Genomic DNA, 20,168 nt, shown 5'->3' with positions numbered 1-20,168 from the left:
CGTGCACCCAGAACGACGATGTAGCGGCCGAGCGGATTGGCGGCGAGATACCGGTTGGGCTCGGGCGGCTTCGGCGCAGGCTTCTCGGGCACTGTCGGCTTCTCGGGTTCCGTCGGCTCGGCCGGCGGCGTCGAGTCGTTCGGTGGCGCGGGTTCCGGCTGCGCGGTCGAGGGCGCAGCGGGTTCAGCGGGTTCCGCGGATGCGATCGGCGCGGCCAGCGACGTCAGCGCGAGGGCCGACGCCGCGACGAGCGCGACGATGATTCCCCTCCTACCAGCGACGACTCGACCCTGCGCGGATGTTCTCGGCACTGTGCTCAATGAAATTCTCCCCTGTCGTCGAAAACCCGACCCGCGAGTAACCCTCGCACGGAACTGCCATCTATTCAATGGAAAAATAGAGATGCTCGGCCTTCGTCAAGGAACCGAGACATGTCGATCGAACGAATGACACTCGCAAGATCGACAAAGGCGGGATCGACGGGCGACGTCGATCCCGCCTCGGCGGATCAGGCTTCCGGATGCCGGACGGAGATCAGTTCTTGATCACCCGCATCGGGCCGGGCGTCCACAGTCCGGTGTGGCTCTCGTCCGAGAGGGTGAGGGCGGCATCGCGCTGCGGAAGCAGCGGGGTGTACTGCTGGAGCGAACCCCAGTCCCGAGCCCAGTCGTTCTTCAGGTAGGCGGGGATCTCCGTCGGGCGCAGCTCGTTCTCGGTGATGCCGAGCGGCCCACCGTAATCGCCGGCCATCCAGCGTGCCGAGTTCACCCGCTCGCCCTCGGCGTCGGGCGTGATTCGCCATTTCGGGGTTTCGAGGACGCCGTGGACCACGCCTGCGGGACGCTGGCAGGGGAACGCGAACGCGACCTCCCAGTCCAACAGGACCGGGTCCTCCTCGCCGACGAGTTGGTTGAGCGTCACCATCGTCGAGGCCCGCGGCGGCGTCACGGCCACCCATGAGTCTGTGCTCGGCGAGGTGTCGGTGACGATCACCCGGACCACGGTGGCACCGCCCGGGATCTGACTCATCGGGAAGCGGAGATTCCGCCACTCGGGTGCGCCGCCCGAGTCGAACGGCGTCAACGACGCCACGGTCTTGACGGTGCCGTCGGGCATCACTCGACCAGCCTCCAGGCGGACGCTCTGTCCCTTGCGGAGTTGAGCGACCTCGTCGATGCTCTCCACCTGTCCGGCCACCGACATCGTCACCAGCGGGCGGTCGGGGGAGCGTTTCGGCAGCTGATACCAGCTGGAGGTCAGCTGTCCGGTGCCGTTCTTGTCTCCGTATGTGCCCAGGACCGGGACCTTGCGCTGATCCAGCCCGAAGGGCAGTTTCACCGACGAGCCGTTGACACCGCGACTGGAGGTGGTGCCACCGGAGGTGTCCGATGTGGCCGACGAATCCGTCCCGTCGGTGGTCGTCGGTGCCTCGCGCTGGGCGTCGCCGACGGCCTGAGCCGACTGCGAACTGCTGTCCGAGCCATCTGAACTCTTGTCCTCGTCGCTCACCAGGTGGGTGGCGACACCGTCGGGACTGAAGCCCGCGGGGGCGGTCTGGCTGCCTGCCAGTGCCTGGCCGACGCCGGGCGTCGGCTTGCCGGGCAGGTTCGCCGGGGCGAGCAGGCCGTCGTTCGGATTCGGCTCCACCAGCACGGCTTCGGCGAGCGCACACGGCTTGCCGCGGAAGGTGTCGATGTTGCTGCTGGCCCACGACCACGAGTCAGCTTGTGCACGTGCGGCCTTGGCGAACGACATGAAGTTGAACGCGAGCATCACCGCCGACACGATCACCAGCGAGTACATCGGCAGCTTTTCCAGCGCTCGGGCGGGACCGCGCTGGAACGGCACGGGGGTGTCGCCGGTCTCGTCGGCCTGCTCGCTCGCGTCGTCGCGGTAGTACTGCCACAGGCCGAGAGCGGTGAGAGCGACCGCGACGGCGAAGATCGGCCAGAACAGGCCGATGCCGGCGATGTGCGGGGTGTCGTCGGCCCACGGGATGCCGTAGCTGCCGACATACCACCACTGGTTGCGGCCCGCGAACGCGACGGCGAGGGCGTATGCGCTCGCCGCGGCGAAGAACGTCCGGTTGCAGCGGCGCCGCAGAATGCTCGGCTGGACGAAGGCGGTCGCCGCAGCCGCCAATGGACCGGCCAGCGAGGCGAAGACGCCCATCTGGTGGGTCGCCTTGGTCGGGACGAAGGCCAGGACGGCCACCGCGCCGCCGGTCACGCCGACCAGCCGCCACAGGGCTGCCGTCGCGACACCCGGAACGTTGTGCTTGCGGACCAGGACGAGGACCACCAGCAGGGCCGAGAGGATGGTCACAAAGATCCCGACGCGGCGGGCGATGGAGCCGTCCGGTGTCGGATTGAGCAGGATGTACCAGCGCATCGCCTCGGTCCACCATTTGTTGGTGGGGCCGACGACGCCTTGCGCCTTGACACCCTCGATGATCGTCGCGAGCGGTTGGTCGGCGAAGATCTCGTAGAGGACCAGCAGCCCGGATGCCAACAGCGGGATCAGGATCGGCAGCAGGCCGTCGCGCCGACGGCGGTACTGGAGGCGACGCAGCATGGGGCGCAGGGCGGCCAGCAGGGCCACGGCGGCGATCGCACCGACCGGGTGGATCGTCAACGTGAACGCCGCGGACACGATCGCCAGAGCGAACGGCATGAACCGACCTGTCGCGATCGCGCGTTCCACCAGAACCCAGGTCAGCAGGATGCCGACGGTGATGGCGGGCTCCACGCGGAGACCGTTGTTGAACGGCAGCCACACGGCGAGGAAGGCCAGTGCTGCGGCCCAGCGGGCGACGGTCGACGCATTGACCGTCCGGCCGAGGCGGGGGATCGCGATGCGGCTGATCAGGAACCAGGCCACGCAGGCGAACAGGAAGGGGAGCAGCCGCAGCCACGGGATGGCGGTGCTGATCTCCATCCACTTCGCCAGATACTGGTAGTGCCAGCCGAACGGATCCTGCGGGACGCCGAAGTAGCGGTAGTAGTTGTCCAGATATCCGGCACCGGGCGCCACGCGACCGACGGTCACCTGGTAGCCGTCGTCGGCGGTGTTGCCGCCGATCATCGCCCACGCCGCCAGGACCACGGTGATGAAGCCGTCGACGATCGTCGGCCGCCACCAGCCGCGGGGCAGCAGACGGCGGATCTTGCGACCGTCACGGGCATCGAGCACGGCCAGAGCGATGATCGACGCGATCGTCGACAGGACGCCGAGGATCAGCAGGGTCCGCTTCAACGCGGTCGGGCTGGTGCTGAACCGGGTGTCGATGGTGGACCGGAAGCTCAGCCCCTCGATCGGCGCGGTCTTCGGAAGATCGGTGTAGACGCCGATGATCTGCGGTCGGGCGTTCGAGTCGGGGAGGTCGAACGTGGCGTTGTCGAGCGGGATGCCCTCCACGGAACCGCGTGTCCCGGTGGTGTCCGCGTGCACGACGATCCGGCAGTCGGGCGACGACTGCGCGGCCGCCCTCGGCATCGCCAGCAGGACGGCGTTGCGCTGGGTGACCAGAATGTTGTCGTGCGTGGCTGTGATGAACAGCCCCACCTGTCGGGCGTTCAAGCCGTTCTTCGGGACCGTCGAGAGCAGGACGCCGCCGTTCTCTGGGAGCAGCGATGCCAGCGAACACGGCACCGACACGTCCATCGACGTCGGGTTGTAGGAGACGTTGGGAGCCACCACGTTCTCGACGGTCGGGGCCGCGTCGACCGACGCGGCCTGCGGCCAGACGATCTCCGCGTTGGTGTACGTGACGGGAAGCAACGGTGCGGCCAGAGCCAGCAGGATGCCGAGGAGGCCCGTCACGACGGCCACGGTCTTCGCGATGACGACGGTGCGCGCCGAACGCTCGGTGGTGTTCGGGGTCGGGTCAGTCATCGGATCCTCCGGTCACGATGGTGCTGGAGCTGCTCCAGCCGACCTGTCGTGACGTGGTCGTGGTCAGGTGTGCGACGGGGGCGTCGGGCACCAGCGGCGTCAGCTTGATCAGATTGCCCCAGTCGCGATACCAGTCGTTCTCCAGGTAGGTCGCGACCGTCGACGACTGCGTCAACGAGTCCGAGACGGAGAGGATGCCGCCCGCACCGGCCCGCTGCCAGGTCTTCGACTTGGTGAACGTCGCCGCGCGGTCGGGGGTGATCCGCCAGTGCGGCACGGTGAACACGCCGTTGCGCGCGGTGATCGGAGACTGGCACGGGAACTGGCTGCCGACCGACAGGTCGAGCAGGACCGGATCGTCGCTGCCGACGACGGCCTGCAGCGTCCTCAGGTGCGGAGCGCGCGGCGGGGTCACCGCAAGCCACTCGTCGGGGTTGAGGTTCGAGTCCACGGCCACGATCCGCAGGGCTGTGGCCTTCGCCGGAACGGCGTCCATGGGGATCCGCAGGTTTCGCCACGGACGGTTGGCGTGGTCGGGGCCGGCGTCGATCGGAATGAACGGTGCGCCGACGGGGGTGAACTCGCCGCCGGTGCGAGTGCCGAACTCGATCTTCAGATCGCGGCCGCCGATCGGGGCGCCGTCGGGGGTGATCGAGAAGATGGAACCGGCGGCCGACAGCACGATCAGCGGGGACGCGTCCCGCTTCGGGAGCTGGTACCAGCCCGAAGTCAGTTTCGCGGTGCCGTTGTCGAAGCCGAAGCTGCCGAGGACGGGGGTCGTGGCCGGATCCAGGCCGAAGGGCAGTGCCGCGCGAGAGCCGTTGACGGTGCGCGGACCGATGCCGCCGACCGTGCCCGGGGTCGCGCCCTTCGCACTCGTCGAATGGCCGGGGCTCGACACGTCGATGGTTCCGGCCCCCATGCGGACCGGTTCGGGCGTCAGATCGAAGCCGACGCCGTCCGGGGTGAATCCGGTCGACTCACCGCGCAGGGTCTTCGAGGGGTTCGCGCCGTCGACGGGCACCAGCATGCCCTCGTTCGGGTTCTCTTCCACCAGCACGCGATCGGCCATTCCACAGGCGTCGCCGGTGAGGGCGCGCATGTTGGCGCTGAAGGTCGTGTAGGTGTCGGAGCGGTCGAGGGCGGCCCGCCCGAACATCGCGAACTCGGCGAGCACCAGGACGGCGGCGATGAACAGCACCGGCACACCGGCGAGGAGTCGACGGCGCTTCGCGGTCTCGGGGGTCACCGGGCGATTCGAGGGCCGGACACACACCCACACCAGCACCAGGAACGACGCGCCGGTGAGCACCAGGAACAGCGTCGACAGCGGCTGGCCGGCGAGGATGGGAGCCTTGTCGAACCACGGGATGCCGTAGTCGTAGGCCCAACCCCAGGCGTTGTTGCCTGCGGCGGCGACGGCGCACGCACCGAGCAGAACCGTCAGGTACGCCCAGAGCGCCCGCGCCGACGTGCCCGCCACGGCGATGAGGGCCGCGGTCGACACGGCCACCAACGCCGCCGCCACACCCGCGAAGACACCGAACTGCAGCGTCCACTTGGTGGGGACGAAGGAGAGCAGACCGATCGTCAGCAGCACGGTGCCGATCAGTCTCCACACGGGGCCGCGCGCGAATCCGGCGAGACGCTTGCGACGCAGCATGATCGCGATGGTGGCACCCAGCGCGACGATCAGCAGCAGCATCGGAACGCGCTTGGCGAGCGCGGCGTCCGGGGTGCCGACGGTCAGGAAGTAGTACCGCATCAGCTCCTGGTACCAGGACAGCGTCGGTCCTACCGCGTACCGGACCTGGACGGCCTGAACGATGTTCGCGATGGTCTGCGTGCGGAACACCAGGAAGACGATCAGCGAGGCGGCCGAGGCCAGGGACGCGAACAAGGGGAGCAGACCGTACTCGCGGCGCAGGGAGCGCACGATCCGCAGCATCGGACGGGAGCCGACGATGAGGACGGCGATCGCGACCACGCCCTGCGGTCCGGCGGCGAAGGTCAGGAGCGCGGCGAACGTGGCGAGCGCCGCGGGCAGCAGTCGTCGGGTGGCGATCGCGGACTCGACGAACCACCACGTGGCGAGGCTGCCGAGGACGATGATCGGCTCGGCGCGCAGTCCGCTGCAGAACGCCATCCAGAAGACGACGAAGACGGCGGCGCCGCTGAACACGGCCCACCGCGAGGTGCGGACCGCGGTGCCCAGACGGGGCAGGATCACGCGGCTGAGAATGAACCACGACAGCAGGCCCGCGATCAGCCCGGGCAGACGCATCCAGATGCCCGCCGTGCTGATCGACGACCAGTGCGAGAGGAACGAGTAGTACCAGTCGAACGGAGCCTCGGGGATGCCGAAGAAGCGGTAGTAGTTCGAGAGCAGACCGGAGTCGGCGGCGTTCCGGCCCATCACCTGGATGTAGCCGTCCTCGGATGTGCCTGCACCGAGGAAGTGCCAGATCACCAGTGCGGCGGTCACCGTCAGGTCGGTGATGCTCGGTGCGGCCAGCCGGAGCAGTGCCCGCCGTCCGCCGATCGCGCCGCGGAGGCGGGCGACGGAGTCGAGCTTGGCCAGGGCGATCAGGGCGATGAGTGCGGCCAGCACGCCGATCACGATGACGGTGGTCTTCAGCCACGTGCGGGTGACGTCGAACGCGTTGTCGATGCCGACGTGGACCGACAGGGCGGCGCCGGCGGCGCGGACCTGATCTGCGGTGAGGCTGGTGAACACGCCGGCGACGGTCGGGCGGTCGAGCGGGTCGCCGCGCGCCGGCGGACCGGCGCCGACGAACTGGGCGCCCAACGCCGACTCGTCGGCCCAGATCTTCAGGTCCGAGCACTTCTGCAGGGTCGCGGCATCTGCTGCCGCGAGGACCCTGTTCGCCGACATCACGCGGACGCCGTAGGCGCCGGCGGTCACCGACATCGCTGTGTTGCGGATCTCACGGGGAGCGGATGACGGTGCGGTGGCCACGATCACGGAGTCGCCGTCACGCGACACCGCGTCCCGGAGGACGGTGCAGCCGACGGTGATGTTCAGCGACCGCGCGGTCTGCGCCGTCAGCGGTGCGACCACCGAGGCGTTGTCGGCCGAAAGTTGCTGGCCGTTAGGCCAGTCAATCGACGCGTCGTGTGCGGTGACCGGCAGAAACGGGGTCGCGATCGCCGCGAGGATCGCGACCAGACCGGCGACCATGGCAACGAGCGAATACCTTCGCGCGGTGTCACTTCGTGAAGTACTCATCGAGAGTGAGGATAAGCGAGGGCAGATGAACTTCGGCTGAGAGTGAGCGGTGTGCCGGTCACATCGCGTCCGTCACGGCCGCGGATGCACGTTGTAGCGGCTGAGGATCGAGATCCGGTTGAAGGCGTTGATCGAGGTGGCGCCCCAGATCACGACGGAGATCTGATCGGCGTTGAGGATGTCGGCGGCCCGCTCGTACGCGCAGTCGGCCGTGTGATGATCGGGCAGGTTCGTGACCATCTCCGCCAACTCCAGGGCGGCTCGCATCTCGTCGGTGTACAGGTTCGGTGCGTCGCGCCACGCGGGGAGCACTGCCAACTGCTGCGCCGTTAGACCCGCGGCAATCGCGTCCTCGCGGTGCACGGTCAGGCAGAAGGCGCAGCCGTTGATCTGCGAGCAGTGCATGTTCACCAATTCCATGACGGCCCTCGAGAGTCCCGCGGCTTCGGCGGCGGCCGCGATCTTGAGGGAGACCTTCACCATCGCCTTGTAGGCGCTCGGGGTCTGCTTATCGATACTCACGCGAGGTGTTGGCATGCTGCTCAGATTAGCTGCGACAGCTGCGGCCGGCGGGCGCCCTTGGGGAGGAACCCCCGGGACCACCCCGAGTCGGGAACCGGGGGCGGATTCGGGGCGCTCCCCGATGTGCCACACCGTCGTTCCGAGAAGGCTCGAAGCCACGACATTCGCCGGAATCCAGCACCGAGGAGCGCACCGATGATCAGGGCACGAGAACTCACCAAACGCTACGGAGACAAGACCGCCGTCGACGGTCTCGACTTCACCGTCGAGCCGGGAATGGTGACCGGCTTCCTCGGGCCGAACGGGGCAGGCAAGTCGACCACCATGCGGATGATCCTCGGCCTCGACCGGCCGACGTCCGGCACGGTCACTGTCAACGGACACCCGTACGCTGAGTCGGTGGCACCGCTCCGCGAAGTCGGAGCGCTGCTCGAGGCGAGCGCCGTGCATCCCGGGCGGACGGCGCGGGCGCACCTGCGATGGCTCGCGGCGAGCAACCGGATTCCCGCCGCCCGCGTCGACGAGATCCTCGAGCAGGTGGGACTGACCGATGTCGCGGGCAAACGGGCGGGCAAGTTCTCGCTCGGCATGCGCCAGCGTCTCGGCATCGCCTCCGCGCTGATCGGTGACCCGCCGATCGTCATCCTCGACGAGCCGGTCAACGGGCTCGACTCCGAGGGCATCCGGTGGGTCCGCCGTCTGTGCCGCGAGCTCGCTGCCGAGGGGCGCACGGTGTTCGTCTCGTCGCACCTGATGTCTGAGATGGCGCTGATGGCCGACCACCTGTTGGTGATCGGTCAGGGGCGCATCCTGGCCGACGACTCCATGACCGACTTCATGAGCGGGCACGCGCCGAGCTACGTCCGGCTACAGACCCGCGACCGCGTTCAGGCCCGGGCGGCACTCACCGCGGCAGGACTCGACGTCGTCGACGTCGACGGCGAGCTGCGCGTCAGCAGCCGCGACGCCGCCGCGATCGGCGACCTCCTGTTCGACGCCGAAGTACGCGTTCATGAGCTCACCGCGGTGCAGTCGTCGTTGGAGGACGCGTTCATGACGCTGACCGCCGACACGGTCGAATACCGCGCCGGCACCACCGCTGCACCGAACCGACCCGAGCCGTCCGAACCCGCTCTCGCCCGCGAAGGAGCCCTCCGATGAGCACCGCCAGCGTCCCCGACATCCACTCCACGAGGCTCGACCCCGTCGCGGTGCCGAGACTCGTCGACGCCCTCCGCGCCGAGTGGATCAAACTCTCCTCTCTGCGCTCCACATGGTGGACGCTGGGCGCGACCGTCGGCCTCGGCGCCGGGCTCACCGTGCTGCTGTGCGCCGTCAACGCCGATTGGCTGGCGAGCGGCGAGGCCGACGAATCGCCGGGCTCGTTCATCACCTGGGGCATGATGATCGCGCAGATCTGTGCCGTCGTCCTCGGGGCGCTGTGCGTCACCAGCGAGTACGGCACGCGCACCATTGCGTCGACGATCGCCGCGGTCCCGTCGCGGGGAACGGTGATGCTCGCCAAATCGGTTCTCGTCGCAACCCTGATGGTCGTCGTCGGGACGGCGACCGCTCTGCTCGGTTACCTCGGCGGCAACTACTTCCTGACCCGAGCCGGAGTCGGGATGCCGTTGGAAGGCGACGTCCTCCGCTCCATGTACGGCAGCGGCCTGTTCCTGATGTGCATCGCCCTGCTGAGCGTGGCCGTCGGGTTCATCGCCCGCCACACCGCGGGGACCATCACTCTGGTCCTCGCCGTCATCCTGATCCTCGGCAACATGGTGATGATGGTGCCCGGCGCGTTCGGCGACTGGCTCGCGAAGCTGATGCCCGGCAACGCAGGCCAGGCGATCTCGTCACCGGTGCCGTTCAACCCGGAACTGCTGTCGGCGTGGACCGGGCTGGCGGTGCTGATCGCGGAGGTGACGGTCATGCTCGGGGTCGCCTGGGCGCTGGTACGACGCCGCGACGTGTGACCGTGGCCGACGACTGACGCCGCTGCGGCGTCAGTCGTCGAACGTCGGCGGGGTGGTGTCGACGAGTCGGGGATCGGGTGCTCCGGCGGACATCGTGAGGGCGCCGCGAAGGGCGCCGAGGAGGGTGACCAGATCCTTGGGGCTCGTCTTGTCGAGACCGTCGATCAACTGTTTCAGGATCGTCAGTTGATCGAAGTAGATGCGTTCGCTAACCAGGTTCTCGGCGTCGTCGAAGACGAAGTAGGCGGTCATCCGGGTCCGGTGCGCGCTGCCCGTCGGTGGGATCTTTCCCAGCGGACCGAGGTGGGTTCCGGTCAACCAGAACTCGACGATCACCGCGTCGTGGCTGTGACGGAGGGCGATGATCTCGTGGTTCTGATCGGGAAACGCCGTGCGCGTGTCGCGGTAGTAGTCGCGGACCTCGGCGTCTCCGTCGTGCACCACCATCTGCGCGATGAGTTCATAGTGCGGATGCGGGAACGTCGCGAGCGTCGCGTCCCAGTCCTGGGCCACCTCATCGTGGAAGTGGTCCAGCACCAAGCGCTCTCGGGCGCGCAGGACGTCTTCGGGTGGAAGGGCGAAACGTGACACGACAGGCCTCCGTTCGACGAGGGGTCAGCGACCGACCGACCGTATCCCGGCAGCGTCCGGCGCGCCGCCGGTCGCGGGAATCTTCCACGACCTTCCGCTGTTGGCCTGGAGCATGAGCGACATCGAATTCGGTCTGGACACGTTCGGTGGCCTGACGCGCGACGCGAACGGCGACCACCTTCCGCACCCGCAGGTGATCCGCGACCTCGTCGAGGATGCGGTCGTCGCCGACCAGACGGGACTGGACTTCTTCGGCGTCGGTGAGCATCACCGTCCCGACTTCGCCGTGTCCAGCCCGGAGATGGTCCTGTCGGCGATCGCCGGTCGGACCGATCGGATCCGCCTCGGTTCCACGGTCACCGTCCTCAGCTCCGACGACCCGGTGCGCGTCTTCGAACGGTTCGCGACCCTGGACGCGGTCTCGAACGGCCGCGCCGAGATCGTCGCCGGTCGCGGCTCGTTCACCGAGTCGTTCCCGCTGTTCGGGTACGACCTCGCCGACTACGACGTGCTGTTCGAGGAGAAGCTGGCGCTGCTGGCGCAACTCCTCAAGGAGGAACCGGTCACGTGGCAGGGGAGCACCCGGGCGGGACTGACGGCGCAGCGAGTGTTCCCGACGACGGCCGACGGACTTCGCGCATGGGTGGGCGTGGGCGGCAGCCCCGAGTCGGTGGTCCGGACGGCCCGCTACGGGTTCGGACTGTTCCTGGCGATCATCGGCGGTCCCGCCGACCGGTTCTCGGCGTACATCGACCTGTTCCAGCGGGCGCAGGACGAGTTCCACGTCCCGCATCAGCCGGTGGCCGTGCACTCGCCGGGACTCGTCGCCGACACCGACGCGCACGCGCGAGAACTGGTCTACGAGGGCTGGTTCGCGATGCGCACCAAGATGGGCCGCGAGCGCGGGTGGCCGCCGCCGTCGGCAGGCGACTTCGAGCGCGAGATCGAGTCCGGTGCGCTGTACGTCGGTTCGCCGGAGACCGTCGCGGCCAAGATCGCGGGTACCGTCCGTGCGCTCGACGTCGACCGGTTCGACCTCAAGTACGACCAGCCCGTGCAGCACGCCGACCACCTGCGCTCGATCGAGTTGTACGGGAGCACGGTGGTGCCGATGGTCAAGGACATGCTGTCCTGACGGAGGTCGTCGAACGCGACTTCGGAGCCCCGACCGGCTAGCCTTTCGGCATGAATGCCGGAATCGTTCGCAGACTCGTCGTTGTGCTGTTGGGTGCCGTGATGGCGCTGGTGGTCGCCGGATGCGGCTACCTCGACAACTCCGACCAGCAGGACGGCATCACCAGCCAAGCAGAACCGATCGGCTCGTTCACCACCGCGCAAGGCTTCGAGCGGCAGTACTACCTGATCCCGAAGGGGATGAGTGGCGCGAAGTTCATCGAACTCGCCGAGGCCGTCCACGAGTTCAACCCGGAGACGTGGCTGTGGTTCATGGACGACGACAGCGAGATGCCGGCGTTGCTGGCGTCACTGCCCAAGACCGAGAAGGGCGACCTCGAGGGCTTCCCGAGGGAGTGGGTCGCTCGGCACACGGTCGGACACTCGGTGCTCGAGATCGGCGGCGGGCCCCGGACATGGGTGCTCTACGAGGGAGCGGAGAACGTGAACCGCCTGGCGTCGCGGCCGATCCCTCAGGAGTAGTAGTCGCTACTCGTTCGCGTCGATGCGGAAACCGACGCGCAACGTCACCTGGAAGTGCGCGACAGCGCCGTCGACCACGTGACCGCGAGTGTCGACCACCTCGAACCACTCGACATTGCGCGTGGTCTCGCTGACTCGTGCGATCGCATTGCGGATGGCGGCGTCGCTGCCCTCGGGAGACGATCCGACGACGTCGATGACTCGATACGTGTTGTTGCCCATGTGCTGATGCTGCCACGGTCCGCGGGCTCATGGGCCCGATCCGACGGGTCGGGGACCGACGGAGTCCTCAGTCGTCCGTGAGGCCGAGTCGCAGGTGCTCACTGTGGAACACGGCTTCGTCGAGCAGTTGCGCGACGTGCACGTCGTACAGGCGGTAGACGATGCTCCGCCCGTCTCGCTCGCCGACCACGAGGCCCAGGTTGCGGAGCAGTCTCAGTTGGTGGGAGACGGCCGAGGGCTCCATCTCGATGGCGTCGGCGAGCTCGCCCACGGCCATCGGCGTCGTCCGAAGTCGGGACAGGATCCGCAGGCGACTCGGGGTGGCGAGGGCCTGCAGCGTGGTCGCGACGCGCTCGGCGGTCGCCGCGTCGAGCGGAGCGTCGCTGACGGCGTCGGTCATCCGGTGTCCCATGTGAGCAGGATACCGTTGCACATTCATATGAACAGATGTTCAGATAAGCTGATGTTGTTGATCGTCGAGCACCGGGAGAGCGCATGGATACGACGCTGATCCGTGCCACCGATGTCGAGACCGGGCGTCGGCTCGGCTCCGGTCGACGGACGCGACTGCGGGATCTCGCGGAGGTGCGGTGGGCGGTGCCGGCTGTCGCGCTGTTCCTGATCGGTCTCGCAGCGCACGCCGCGGGAGGTCCGCCGTGGATGTGGTGGACGCTGTATCTCGCCTGCTACGCGGCAGGCGGGTGGGAGCCGGGACTCGCGGGTCTGCGGGCCCTGCGTCAGAAGACCCTCGACGTGGACCTCCTGATGGTGGTCGCGGCGATCGGAGCCGCCGCGATCGGCCAGGTCACCGACGGTGCCCTCCTCATCGTCATCTTCGCCACGTCCGGCGCCCTCGAGGCCGTCGCGACAGCGAGGACCGAGGACTCGGTGCGCGGTCTGCTCGATCTGGCGCCCGACACCGCGACCCGGGTCGACGGCGAGAGTCGGCGCCTCGTCGACGCCGCCGCTCTCGACGTCGGTGACCACATCCTGGTCCGCCCCGGTGAACGGATCGCGGCAGACGGGACCGTGATCGGCGGAGCGAGTGAGGTCGATCAGGCGACGATCACCGGTGAGCCGTTGCCCGTCGGGAAGCGCGAGGGCGATGCCGTCTTCGCCGGGACGGTGAACGGCACGGGCGCGTTGACGGTGCGGGTCGACCGGCGCGCCCGCGAATCGATCGTCGCACGTATCGCGGTGCTGGTCGCGGAGGCGTCGCAGACCAAGGCGAGCGCGCAACTGTTCGTGGAGAAGGTGGAGCAGAAGTACTCGATCGGCATGGTGATCTGCACGCTCGCGGTCTTCGGTGTGCCGATGGTGTTGGGCGCGGAACTGCAGGCGTCGCTGCTGCGCGCGATGACGTTCATGATCGTCGCCTCGCCGTGCGCGGTCGTCCTCGCGACCATGCCGCCGCTGCTCGCCGCGATCGCCACCGCCGGCCGGCGCGGAGTCCTCGTCAAGTCCGCGGTGGTGATGGAGAACCTCGCGGCCGTCGACACGGTGGCGTTCGACAAGACCGGCACCATCACCACCGGCCGCCCCGTCGTCAGTGAGATCTGGAGCGTGGACGGCGACGCCGCGTCGGTCCTGTCCATGGCCGTCGCCGTCGAACGTGGCAGCGAGCATCCGCTGGGTTCGGCGATCATCGCCGAAGCGAGTCGACGCACGGCGCAGACGCCTGATGCGACCGACTTTCTGGCGCATCCCGGTGTCGGCGTCAGCGGATGCGTGGACGGTCGAACGATCGCCGTCCTGTCGCCGCGTGGACTCGCCCTGCCGGAGGAGGTCGCCGGCCAGGTCGGACGCGCTGAGGCCCGGGGCGGGACCGCAGTGGTCGTGTTCGTCGATGCTGCCGCGGTCGGCGTGATCACCCTGTCGGACACGGTCCGCGAGGATGCTGCGGCATCGGTCGCGGCGCTCGAATCGCTCGGCGTGGCGACGACGATGCTCACCGGCGACAATCGGTCCAGTGCCGAGCGGGTCGCCGGGACCGTCGGTGTCGGCGACGTGCGGTCGGAGCTGCTCCCGCAAGACAAGACGTCGGCGGTCGCCGAGCTCCACGCGGGCGGTCGCGCCGTCGCGATGGTCGGTGACGGAATCAACGACGCTCCCGCGCTGGCGGCGTCGAAGGTCGGCATCGCGATGGGTGGAGTCGGATCCGATCTCGCGCTGCAGGCCGCTGACGTGGTGATCGTGCGCGACGACCTGACTGCGGTTCCGTCGATCCTCGCCTTCGCTCGCCGGGCGCACCGCGTGGTGGTGGCGAATCTGGTCATCGCAGCCGCTTTCATCGGGGTGCTGGTGGTGTGGAATCTGGTCGGCACCCTCCCGCTTCCGCTCGGTGTCGCCGGGCACGAGGGGTCGACGGTGATCGTCGGCCTCAACGGGCTTCGGTTGCTCCGTCGGTCGGCCTGGCCGCGGAGGTAGCAGCGCTCGTCCTCGTCGCCGGAATTGTCGGTGGTGCCTTGTACGGTGCGGGTGTTCGCAGCGGATGAGGCGAAACGGGTGATCGGAGAGGGCCATGGCCAACGGCAAGGGCGAGGCAGACGGATGTCTCGGGATGGCGGGACTGGTTGTCCTCGTGATGGTGATCGGTGTGTTGACGATGATCCCGAAGGCGGTGTGGATCGGGCTCGGCGTCCTGGTCGGCATCGGTGTGCTGGTCTGGATCGCGATGGTGATCGCGGAAACCGTCGCAGGCAATCGTCGCGAACGGGCGATCAGAGCCGAGAACACAAGGGTCGCTCAGGCGGCGGCCGCGGTGACACGGCGCGTCGAGGTGCTCGGCGCGACCAATGCGCGCCACGTGGAGACGGCGCTCGCTGCTGCCGACCGAATCGCGAATTCGGAGGCGGCGCAGGAGGGTTGGCTGGGTGAGGTCGACTTCAGCGAGGACATTCGCGGCATCGAGGAGGCGTTCGGCAGGTCGCAGGAGTTGCGGAGCGTTGCCATCGAACTGCAGGCACTGCCTAATCCGACGCCGGCTGATCGGAGGCTTCTCGCCGAGGCCGTCACAGCCGCGAAGGGGCTCGATAGAAACGGCCGCGAGCGCGCCGACCTCATCGCCCGCTGCGCCGACGAAGCGGATCGGATCGACGAGTCGCTGCGAGAGGAGAAGGAGCGGACACGCACCGAAGAGCAGCGCGACGAACTGCAACGGAAGCTGAACTCGATGCTGTACGGCGTGGAAGCGTCGGCGATCGCTGAGCCGGCTGACAGCGTCGCCGATCAGGTGCTTGCGCGGGTCGCGGGCTATCGGGAGATCAAACAGCAGATCGCCGACACGCGACTGTCGTGACCGTGGGCCGATCAGCGCTCCGGGGACAACGACTTCTCGTAGAGTGACGCGCCGGCGGCGTCGCGCAGGTTCACGGTCAGAACCGAGGTGTCCTTCGCGATCGTGACCTCGCCGAAGTGTTGGAAGCCTTCGGCGGGGGAGACGTTCTTCTCGGTGGGAGCGTGCACGAACTGGTACTTCGCCCCGAAGGTGGTGTCCAGCGGGCTCTCGGGGAATGCTCCGGCGTGGAGCGGCCCGGAGACGAACTCCCAGAACGGTCGGAAGTCCTTGAACGGCGCGCGGTCCGGCTCGTATGAGATCGCTGCGGTGTAGTGCACATCGGCGGTCAGGAAGACCTTGTTCCGGACGTCCTTGGTCTGCGCCAGGATGCGGGAGAACGCGATCTCGCGGCCGAGTGGCACACCGTTGTCGCCTTGTGCGACGGCTTCCATGGACTTGGGGCCCTCCTTCGGGTCGGAGGCGGCATCGGGCACGACGATGCTCAGGGGCAAGTCGTTGGCGATCACCTTCCACGTCGCGGTGGAGCGCTTGAGTTCGTCGATCAGCCAGCGGGTCTGCGCCTCGCCGAGGATCCCCGCGGCATCGTCGGTCTTCCAGGCGTCCGGATTCGAATTCTTGTAGCTCCGCATGTCGAGGATGAACACGTCCAGGTTCGGCCCGTACGACACCTTCCGGTACAGACGGTTCTGCGTGCCGAGTTGGACGGGCTGCCACTCCGCCCATGCCTGGCGGGCTCGGCCGGCGAGCACGTCGACGTTCATCTCCGAGTATCCGTCCCGCTTCTGGCTGGTCAAATCCTCGCCGGGGAACCAGTTGTTGATCACCTCGTGGTCGTCCCACTGGATCAGTTGCGCCACCGACGCGTTGAACCGACGGTAGTGCTCGTCGGTGAGGTTGTAGGCGTAGTTCCCGCGGAATTGGTCGAGCGTCTGAGCCACCTGATCCTTGGCCGGGCTGGTGATGCTCCGGTACGTCTTGCCGTCGTTCTGCTGCTGCGTGGCCTTCACCGGGCCGTCGGCGTAGATCGCGTCGCCCGAGTGGATGAAGAAGTCGGGCTCCAGGTCGGCCATCGAGCCGAAGATCGTCATCCCGCCCATGTCGGGATTGATTCCCCAGCCCTGGCCCACCACGTCGCCCGACCACACGAAGCGGATGTCGGACGCGGTGCTGGGTGCAGTGGTGAAATGGCCGACGAGCGGTTCGCCGACGGCGCCGTTCTCGCCTTCCAGGCTCACCCGGTAGAACACGGTCTGACCGGGTTCGAGGCCTGCGACCTGGACGCGCCCAGTGCCGTCGGTCGCCGGCGAGAGGACGGGGCCGCGGGTCTTCCTCGGATTGGCGAAGTTCTCCGTCGCCGACGTCTCGACAATCATCGTCGCCGGACTGTCGGACCGTGCCCAGACCAGGCCGCTGCTGGTCGTGACATCGCCGACGGCCACACCGTGTGTGAGCCCGGGACGGGTACGGGTCAATCCCGTCGAGCTCGGAGCGGGCGTCGTGGTCGACGATCCGCACGCCGCCAACACACCGCCCGTTGGGATCAGGACGGCTCCGGCGGCGGCGCCGCGGAGAAGCGTTCGACGGGACACGAGCGGGCGTGGGTCTGCGGTCATGTCTCCACGGTCGTGGCTTCGGGTGACCGCGAGGGAACCGGAAGGTTTTGCGCCGGTGACGAACCCGGTCATGAGGCGTAGCGTGCGACGGATCCGCCGTCGGACGAGGCCGTGGAGACCAGGACGAGTCCCGGTTCGATCGGCTGCCACATGGAGTCGGGGGCCTGCGGCAGGACTTGCCAACTCTGCGCCCCGGTCCGGACGTCGTAGGCGACCAGCACATGCGCCGTGGAACGACTCGCGGGGTCGCGCCCGCTGACGACCAGTCGAGAACCGTCGAAGCCCATGACCGACTGGCCGAAACTGATCGGAACTGTCGACAGCGGAGCCTGGTGAGCGGTGTCGAAGACCTGGACGGCGGAGCCGGTCGGGTCATGGGTGGAGACCATGAGGGTGTCGTCGGCGAGGACTGTCGCCACGACAGCACGGACGCCGGGCGCACCGGCCGGTGCCTCCCAGCGGACGCCGCCGATGACGGCGGAGGCAACGCCGATCCGTTCTCTCGTGGCCGACAGCACCGGGATCGTGTTCGCGGCGATCCCCGGGGCCTGTCCGACGACCGAATCGAAGGCGGTGAGGCCCCAGCCGGCGACATTGCCGATCTCGGTGCCGTCGGTGTCGAAGAATTCGGTGCGCGGTGCGTCCGAAGCCCGGTCGGGGGTGATGGCGAACCCGCCGTCGTAGACGGCGTACATCGCCGACACGCTCCCTGTAGCGGCCGGGTTCTCGCCTGTGTAGACCAGCTCGCCGTCATCGATCCGATAGACGGAGAATCCGTCCGACTTGGTGTCCCCGAGCACGATGAGGTCGCGACTGATCTCGGTGGAGCGAATCGGCGCCCGCGAGTGATTCTTCGGTGGTGCTGCGTCCCACAGCCGATCACCGTCCGACGAGAAGCGGACCAGCGACGCCTGCCGATCGAGTTGCGTCCGCGGGTCGACGCGCATCAGAACGTAGCGGGAACTGTCTCCCGGCCGACGGTCCTCGGGCAGACCGATGTTCTCGGTCCCGTCGGTGATCACCAGGAACCCGTCGCCGGCAGCGAAGATCTTCGACCACCCCGGACTTCGGACCAGCTCCGACCGCTGTTCTCGCCCCGTGGACGGGTCCAGGAAACTGACGCGGCTCACCACGACGCCGCGGTCCCGGGCGTTGCGGACACAGGCCAGGCGGCCGTTGTCGCTGATGGCGCACTCCGACGGCCAGTCCTCCCGCGGAGCACCCCACCGAGCCTCACCGGTTCGGGCGTCGACGGCGGTCATCACAGACTTCGCGTCGGGCTCGGCTCGGGTGCCGCTGACGATCACCACGTCGTCGTTCTGCGCCAGGACACGGGTCTGGGCGACCTCCGGGCCGAACAGGTCGTGGCCGGTCCGACGCCACCGTTCGGTCGGTGCATTCGGCATCGCGTCGAGCGTTGCGACGCCGGGTGCGTCCTCCACGGCCGGACCATCCCCGTCCAGCAGCATGACCGCCGATGACAGGCTCACCACCAGTGCGATGTCAGGATTCGGTGCGCGCCTTGATCCACGCCAGAGTCGCCGACACGTGCGTCTCGAGCTCATCGGCGTGATTCGCCATACCGCCGAGCAGAGCGTCGCCGAACATCGTCGCGAACCGCGGTGCACCGCTCGGCATCTGGCGCGTCTCGCGAAGAATGGTGGCACCGTCGTCCTCCGTGAGCGTGTACGTCCACACAGCGCCGCTCGTCTTGGTCAGCCAGGAGAGTTCGCGACCGGGATCCACGCTGAGCACTCTGTTGACGGTCGGCCACACGACAGCCCCGCGACGATTCCACCCGACGAAGCGTTCGCCGACCTTGAACGGACCGTGCCGCCGCGTCACTGCGAACAGCTCCGGACTGGCCTCCGGCATCGTCGCGGGGTCGCTCAGCACCGCCCACACGCGGTCGCGATCGGCGTCGATCCGGATCTCTTCGGAGAAGTCGCGGCTGGCAGCGGAAGTGGTCATGGCGGGTAGCTCCTTCTGGTGGTGGCGGGTGACTGGGGATCAGACGTCGTCGCCGGATCGTCGTGATCGGTCGGGGAGGAAGCCGTGGTCGACTCCCCACAGGACGGCCTGAGTCCGGGTCGTGACGCCGATCCGGCGGTAGCAACTGCGAATGTGGGTCTTCACCGAATTGATCGACAGCGCGGTGCGCTCAGCGATCATCTCGTTGCTCAGTCCTTGCGTGATGAGGGCGAGCATCTCGGCTTCCCGGTGAGTCAGACCTTCCTCGCGCCCGGGCCAGTCGCCGGCGACCACCTTCCGTGACGCTCGGCCGGTGGGATGAACGCGTTGTTCCCCACGGTGGATCGACTCGAGGGCGGTCACCAACTCCGCGGCCGCCAGACTTTTCGCGACGTAGCCGTCGGCCCCGTTCGCGAGGGCGCGCGTGATGCTCCGCTGGTCGAACTTCCACGTGTAGACGACTGTTTTGGCGACATTCGGATTCGCCGCGAGTTCGCGGACCTGGGGGCTGTCGCCCTGGGGATTCGCAAATGAGTCGTAGAGCGCGATGTCGACGGGGGTGGCGACTGTCGCATTCGCATCCAACTCCACGATCCGAATGCGGTCCTGGTAGCTGCGCATCATGGATGCCAAGCCTTCGACGACGACTTCGTAATCGTCGATGAGCGCGAGAACGAGTGGGGTCACATCGACGATCATATCGGCCCGTCGCTTCACCCTTAGGGGTGAAGACGTAAGTGCCACAACCACATAGCGTTTCGATCAGCAAAGCGTCAGATGCGCTTTGTCGGCCAGATCGTCGGCTCCGCAGTACGTCGCGCGCCAGGCCAGCAGATGGCGGAAGGCTCGTGCGTGGTGTGGTTCATGACTGGCGCGGGTTGGCTTCTGGTCGGGGCGGTAGCCGGTTGGCACACGGTGGACTTCATCCCGCACGACGAACATCTCCGGGCGTCGATCTGCGGACTTCTCGGAGCGGTGGGCGGCATCGCCGGAGGTGCTGGAATCACCGTGTTCGATGTCGGCACCGCGGACCCCGGCTGGATCCTGAGCCTGGTCACCTGCGTCGTCGGAGCCGTGTGTGCGGTGCTGCTCGCATCCGTCGGCGTTTCGTGGGTCGTGCGGATTCGGCGGCGCCTGTGACCGGCGAGTCGTCGATCGGTCGAACTCTTTCAAGC

At 68.0% G+C, this 20,168-nt stretch carries 17 protein-coding genes; 7 read left to right on the top strand and 10 right to left on the bottom strand.

All coding sequences use genetic code 11. The features are described from left to right. Positions 1-534 precede the first annotated feature (534 nt). The 3 genes from ACH46_RS11035 to ACH46_RS11025 all read right to left on the bottom strand — a co-directional run bounded on the left by ACH46_RS11035 (position 535) and on the right by ACH46_RS11025 (position 7,681). Complete coding sequence (locus tag ACH46_RS11035) at positions 535-3,894, bottom strand: arabinosyltransferase domain-containing protein (RefSeq protein ID WP_062392937.1); 3,360 nt, start codon at positions 3,892-3,894, stop codon at positions 535-537. Continuing rightward, the gene (locus ACH46_RS11030; RefSeq protein ID WP_062392936.1) at positions 3,887-7,144 is read right to left on the bottom strand and encodes an arabinosyltransferase domain-containing protein; all 3,258 of its coding nucleotides are present in this window, start codon (positions 7,142-7,144) and stop codon (positions 3,887-3,889) included. The genes ACH46_RS11035 and ACH46_RS11030 overlap by 8 nt, the downstream gene beginning before the upstream one ends. Positions 7,145-7,216: 72 nt before the next feature. Beyond that, positions 7,217-7,681: a carboxymuconolactone decarboxylase family protein gene (locus ACH46_RS11025; RefSeq protein WP_062392935.1), complete on the bottom strand. Its 465-nt coding sequence runs from the start codon at positions 7,679-7,681 to the stop codon at positions 7,217-7,219. Between the two features lie 180 nt (positions 7,682-7,861). On the opposite strand from ACH46_RS11025, the gene ACH46_RS11020 reads away from it, so the two are divergent. Both ACH46_RS11020 and ACH46_RS11015 read left to right on the top strand, forming a co-directional pair. Beyond that, positions 7,862-8,827, top strand: a complete 966-nt coding sequence (locus ACH46_RS11020) for an ABC transporter ATP-binding protein (RefSeq protein WP_062392934.1) — start codon at positions 7,862-7,864, stop codon at positions 8,825-8,827. Continuing rightward, on the top strand, positions 8,824-9,642 hold the full coding sequence (locus tag ACH46_RS11015; RefSeq protein ID WP_062392933.1) for an ABC-2 transporter permease: 819 nt from the start codon (positions 8,824-8,826) through the stop codon (positions 9,640-9,642). Before ACH46_RS11020 ends, ACH46_RS11015 begins: the two co-directional genes overlap by 4 nt. A gap of 30 nt (positions 9,643-9,672) precedes the next feature. Here ACH46_RS11015 and ACH46_RS11010 read toward each other — a convergent pair whose 3' ends face one another. Continuing rightward, positions 9,673-10,233 carry an ester cyclase gene (locus ACH46_RS11010; RefSeq protein ID WP_062392932.1) on the bottom strand — a complete coding sequence of 187 codons (561 nt, stop codon included), beginning with the start codon at positions 10,231-10,233 and terminating at the stop codon, positions 9,673-9,675. 112 nt (positions 10,234-10,345) lie between these two features. Between ACH46_RS11010 and ACH46_RS11005 the strand changes: the two genes are divergently transcribed. Together ACH46_RS11005 and ACH46_RS11000 are read left to right on the top strand one after the other, a co-directional pair. Continuing rightward, entirely contained in the window at positions 10,346-11,368 is a 1,023-nt protein-coding gene (locus tag ACH46_RS11005) for an Atu2307/SP_0267 family LLM class monooxygenase (protein WP_062392931.1), read from the top strand. Between the two features lie 50 nt (positions 11,369-11,418). After that, complete coding sequence (locus tag ACH46_RS11000) at positions 11,419-11,889, top strand: hypothetical protein (RefSeq protein WP_062392930.1); 471 nt, start codon at positions 11,419-11,421, stop codon at positions 11,887-11,889. 6 nt (positions 11,890-11,895) lie between these two features. Here ACH46_RS11000 and ACH46_RS10995 read toward each other — a convergent pair whose 3' ends face one another. After that, entirely contained in the window at positions 11,896-12,111 is a 216-nt protein-coding gene (locus ACH46_RS10995; protein WP_062392929.1) for a dodecin, read from the bottom strand. A gap of 67 nt (positions 12,112-12,178) precedes the next feature. Next, on the bottom strand, positions 12,179-12,523 hold the full coding sequence (locus tag ACH46_RS10990) for an ArsR/SmtB family transcription factor (RefSeq protein ID WP_062392928.1): 345 nt from the start codon (positions 12,521-12,523) through the stop codon (positions 12,179-12,181). 83 nt (positions 12,524-12,606) lie between these two features. Here ACH46_RS10990 and ACH46_RS10985 point away from each other — a divergent pair, with 83 nt between their 5' ends. Both ACH46_RS10985 and ACH46_RS10980 read left to right on the top strand, forming a co-directional pair. Then, the gene (locus ACH46_RS10985; protein ID WP_062392927.1) at positions 12,607-14,538 is read left to right on the top strand and encodes a heavy metal translocating P-type ATPase; all 1,932 of its coding nucleotides are present in this window, start codon (positions 12,607-12,609) and stop codon (positions 14,536-14,538) included. Between the two features lie 94 nt (positions 14,539-14,632). Then, a complete protein-coding gene (locus ACH46_RS10980; RefSeq protein WP_062392926.1) occupies positions 14,633-15,409 on the top strand; it encodes a hypothetical protein in 777 nt (258 codons plus the stop codon). Positions 15,410-15,420: 11 nt separating this feature from the next. Here the strand turns inward: ACH46_RS10980 and ACH46_RS10975 are convergent, their stop codons facing one another. From ACH46_RS10975 to ACH46_RS10960, 4 genes are all read right to left on the bottom strand, one after another. Next, positions 15,421-17,022 (bottom strand): alkaline phosphatase D family protein, encoded by a 1,602-nt coding sequence (locus ACH46_RS10975; protein ID WP_062392925.1) that lies wholly within the window; start codon positions 17,020-17,022, stop codon positions 15,421-15,423. Positions 17,023-17,090: 68 nt separating this feature from the next. Further along, on the bottom strand, positions 17,091-18,515 hold the full coding sequence (locus ACH46_RS10970) for a hypothetical protein (protein WP_062392924.1): 1,425 nt from the start codon (positions 18,513-18,515) through the stop codon (positions 17,091-17,093). Positions 18,516-18,525: 10 nt separating this feature from the next. After that, positions 18,526-18,993: an SRPBCC family protein gene (locus ACH46_RS10965; RefSeq protein ID WP_062392923.1), complete on the bottom strand. Its 468-nt coding sequence runs from the start codon at positions 18,991-18,993 to the stop codon at positions 18,526-18,528. A gap of 39 nt (positions 18,994-19,032) precedes the next feature. Beyond that, entirely contained in the window at positions 19,033-19,680 is a 648-nt protein-coding gene (locus tag ACH46_RS10960) for a LuxR C-terminal-related transcriptional regulator (protein WP_193392901.1), read from the bottom strand. A gap of 177 nt (positions 19,681-19,857) precedes the next feature. On the opposite strand from ACH46_RS10960, the gene ACH46_RS10955 reads away from it, so the two are divergent. Then, the gene (locus tag ACH46_RS10955; protein ID WP_157851042.1) at positions 19,858-20,133 is read left to right on the top strand and encodes a hypothetical protein; all 276 of its coding nucleotides are present in this window, start codon (positions 19,858-19,860) and stop codon (positions 20,131-20,133) included. Positions 20,134-20,168 lie beyond the last annotated feature (35 nt).

Source organism: Gordonia phthalatica (assembly GCF_001305675.1).
Taxonomy (GTDB): Bacteria; Actinomycetota; Actinomycetes; order Mycobacteriales; family Mycobacteriaceae; genus Gordonia; species Gordonia phthalatica.
This window is presented reverse-complemented; position numbering and strand designations above follow the sequence as displayed.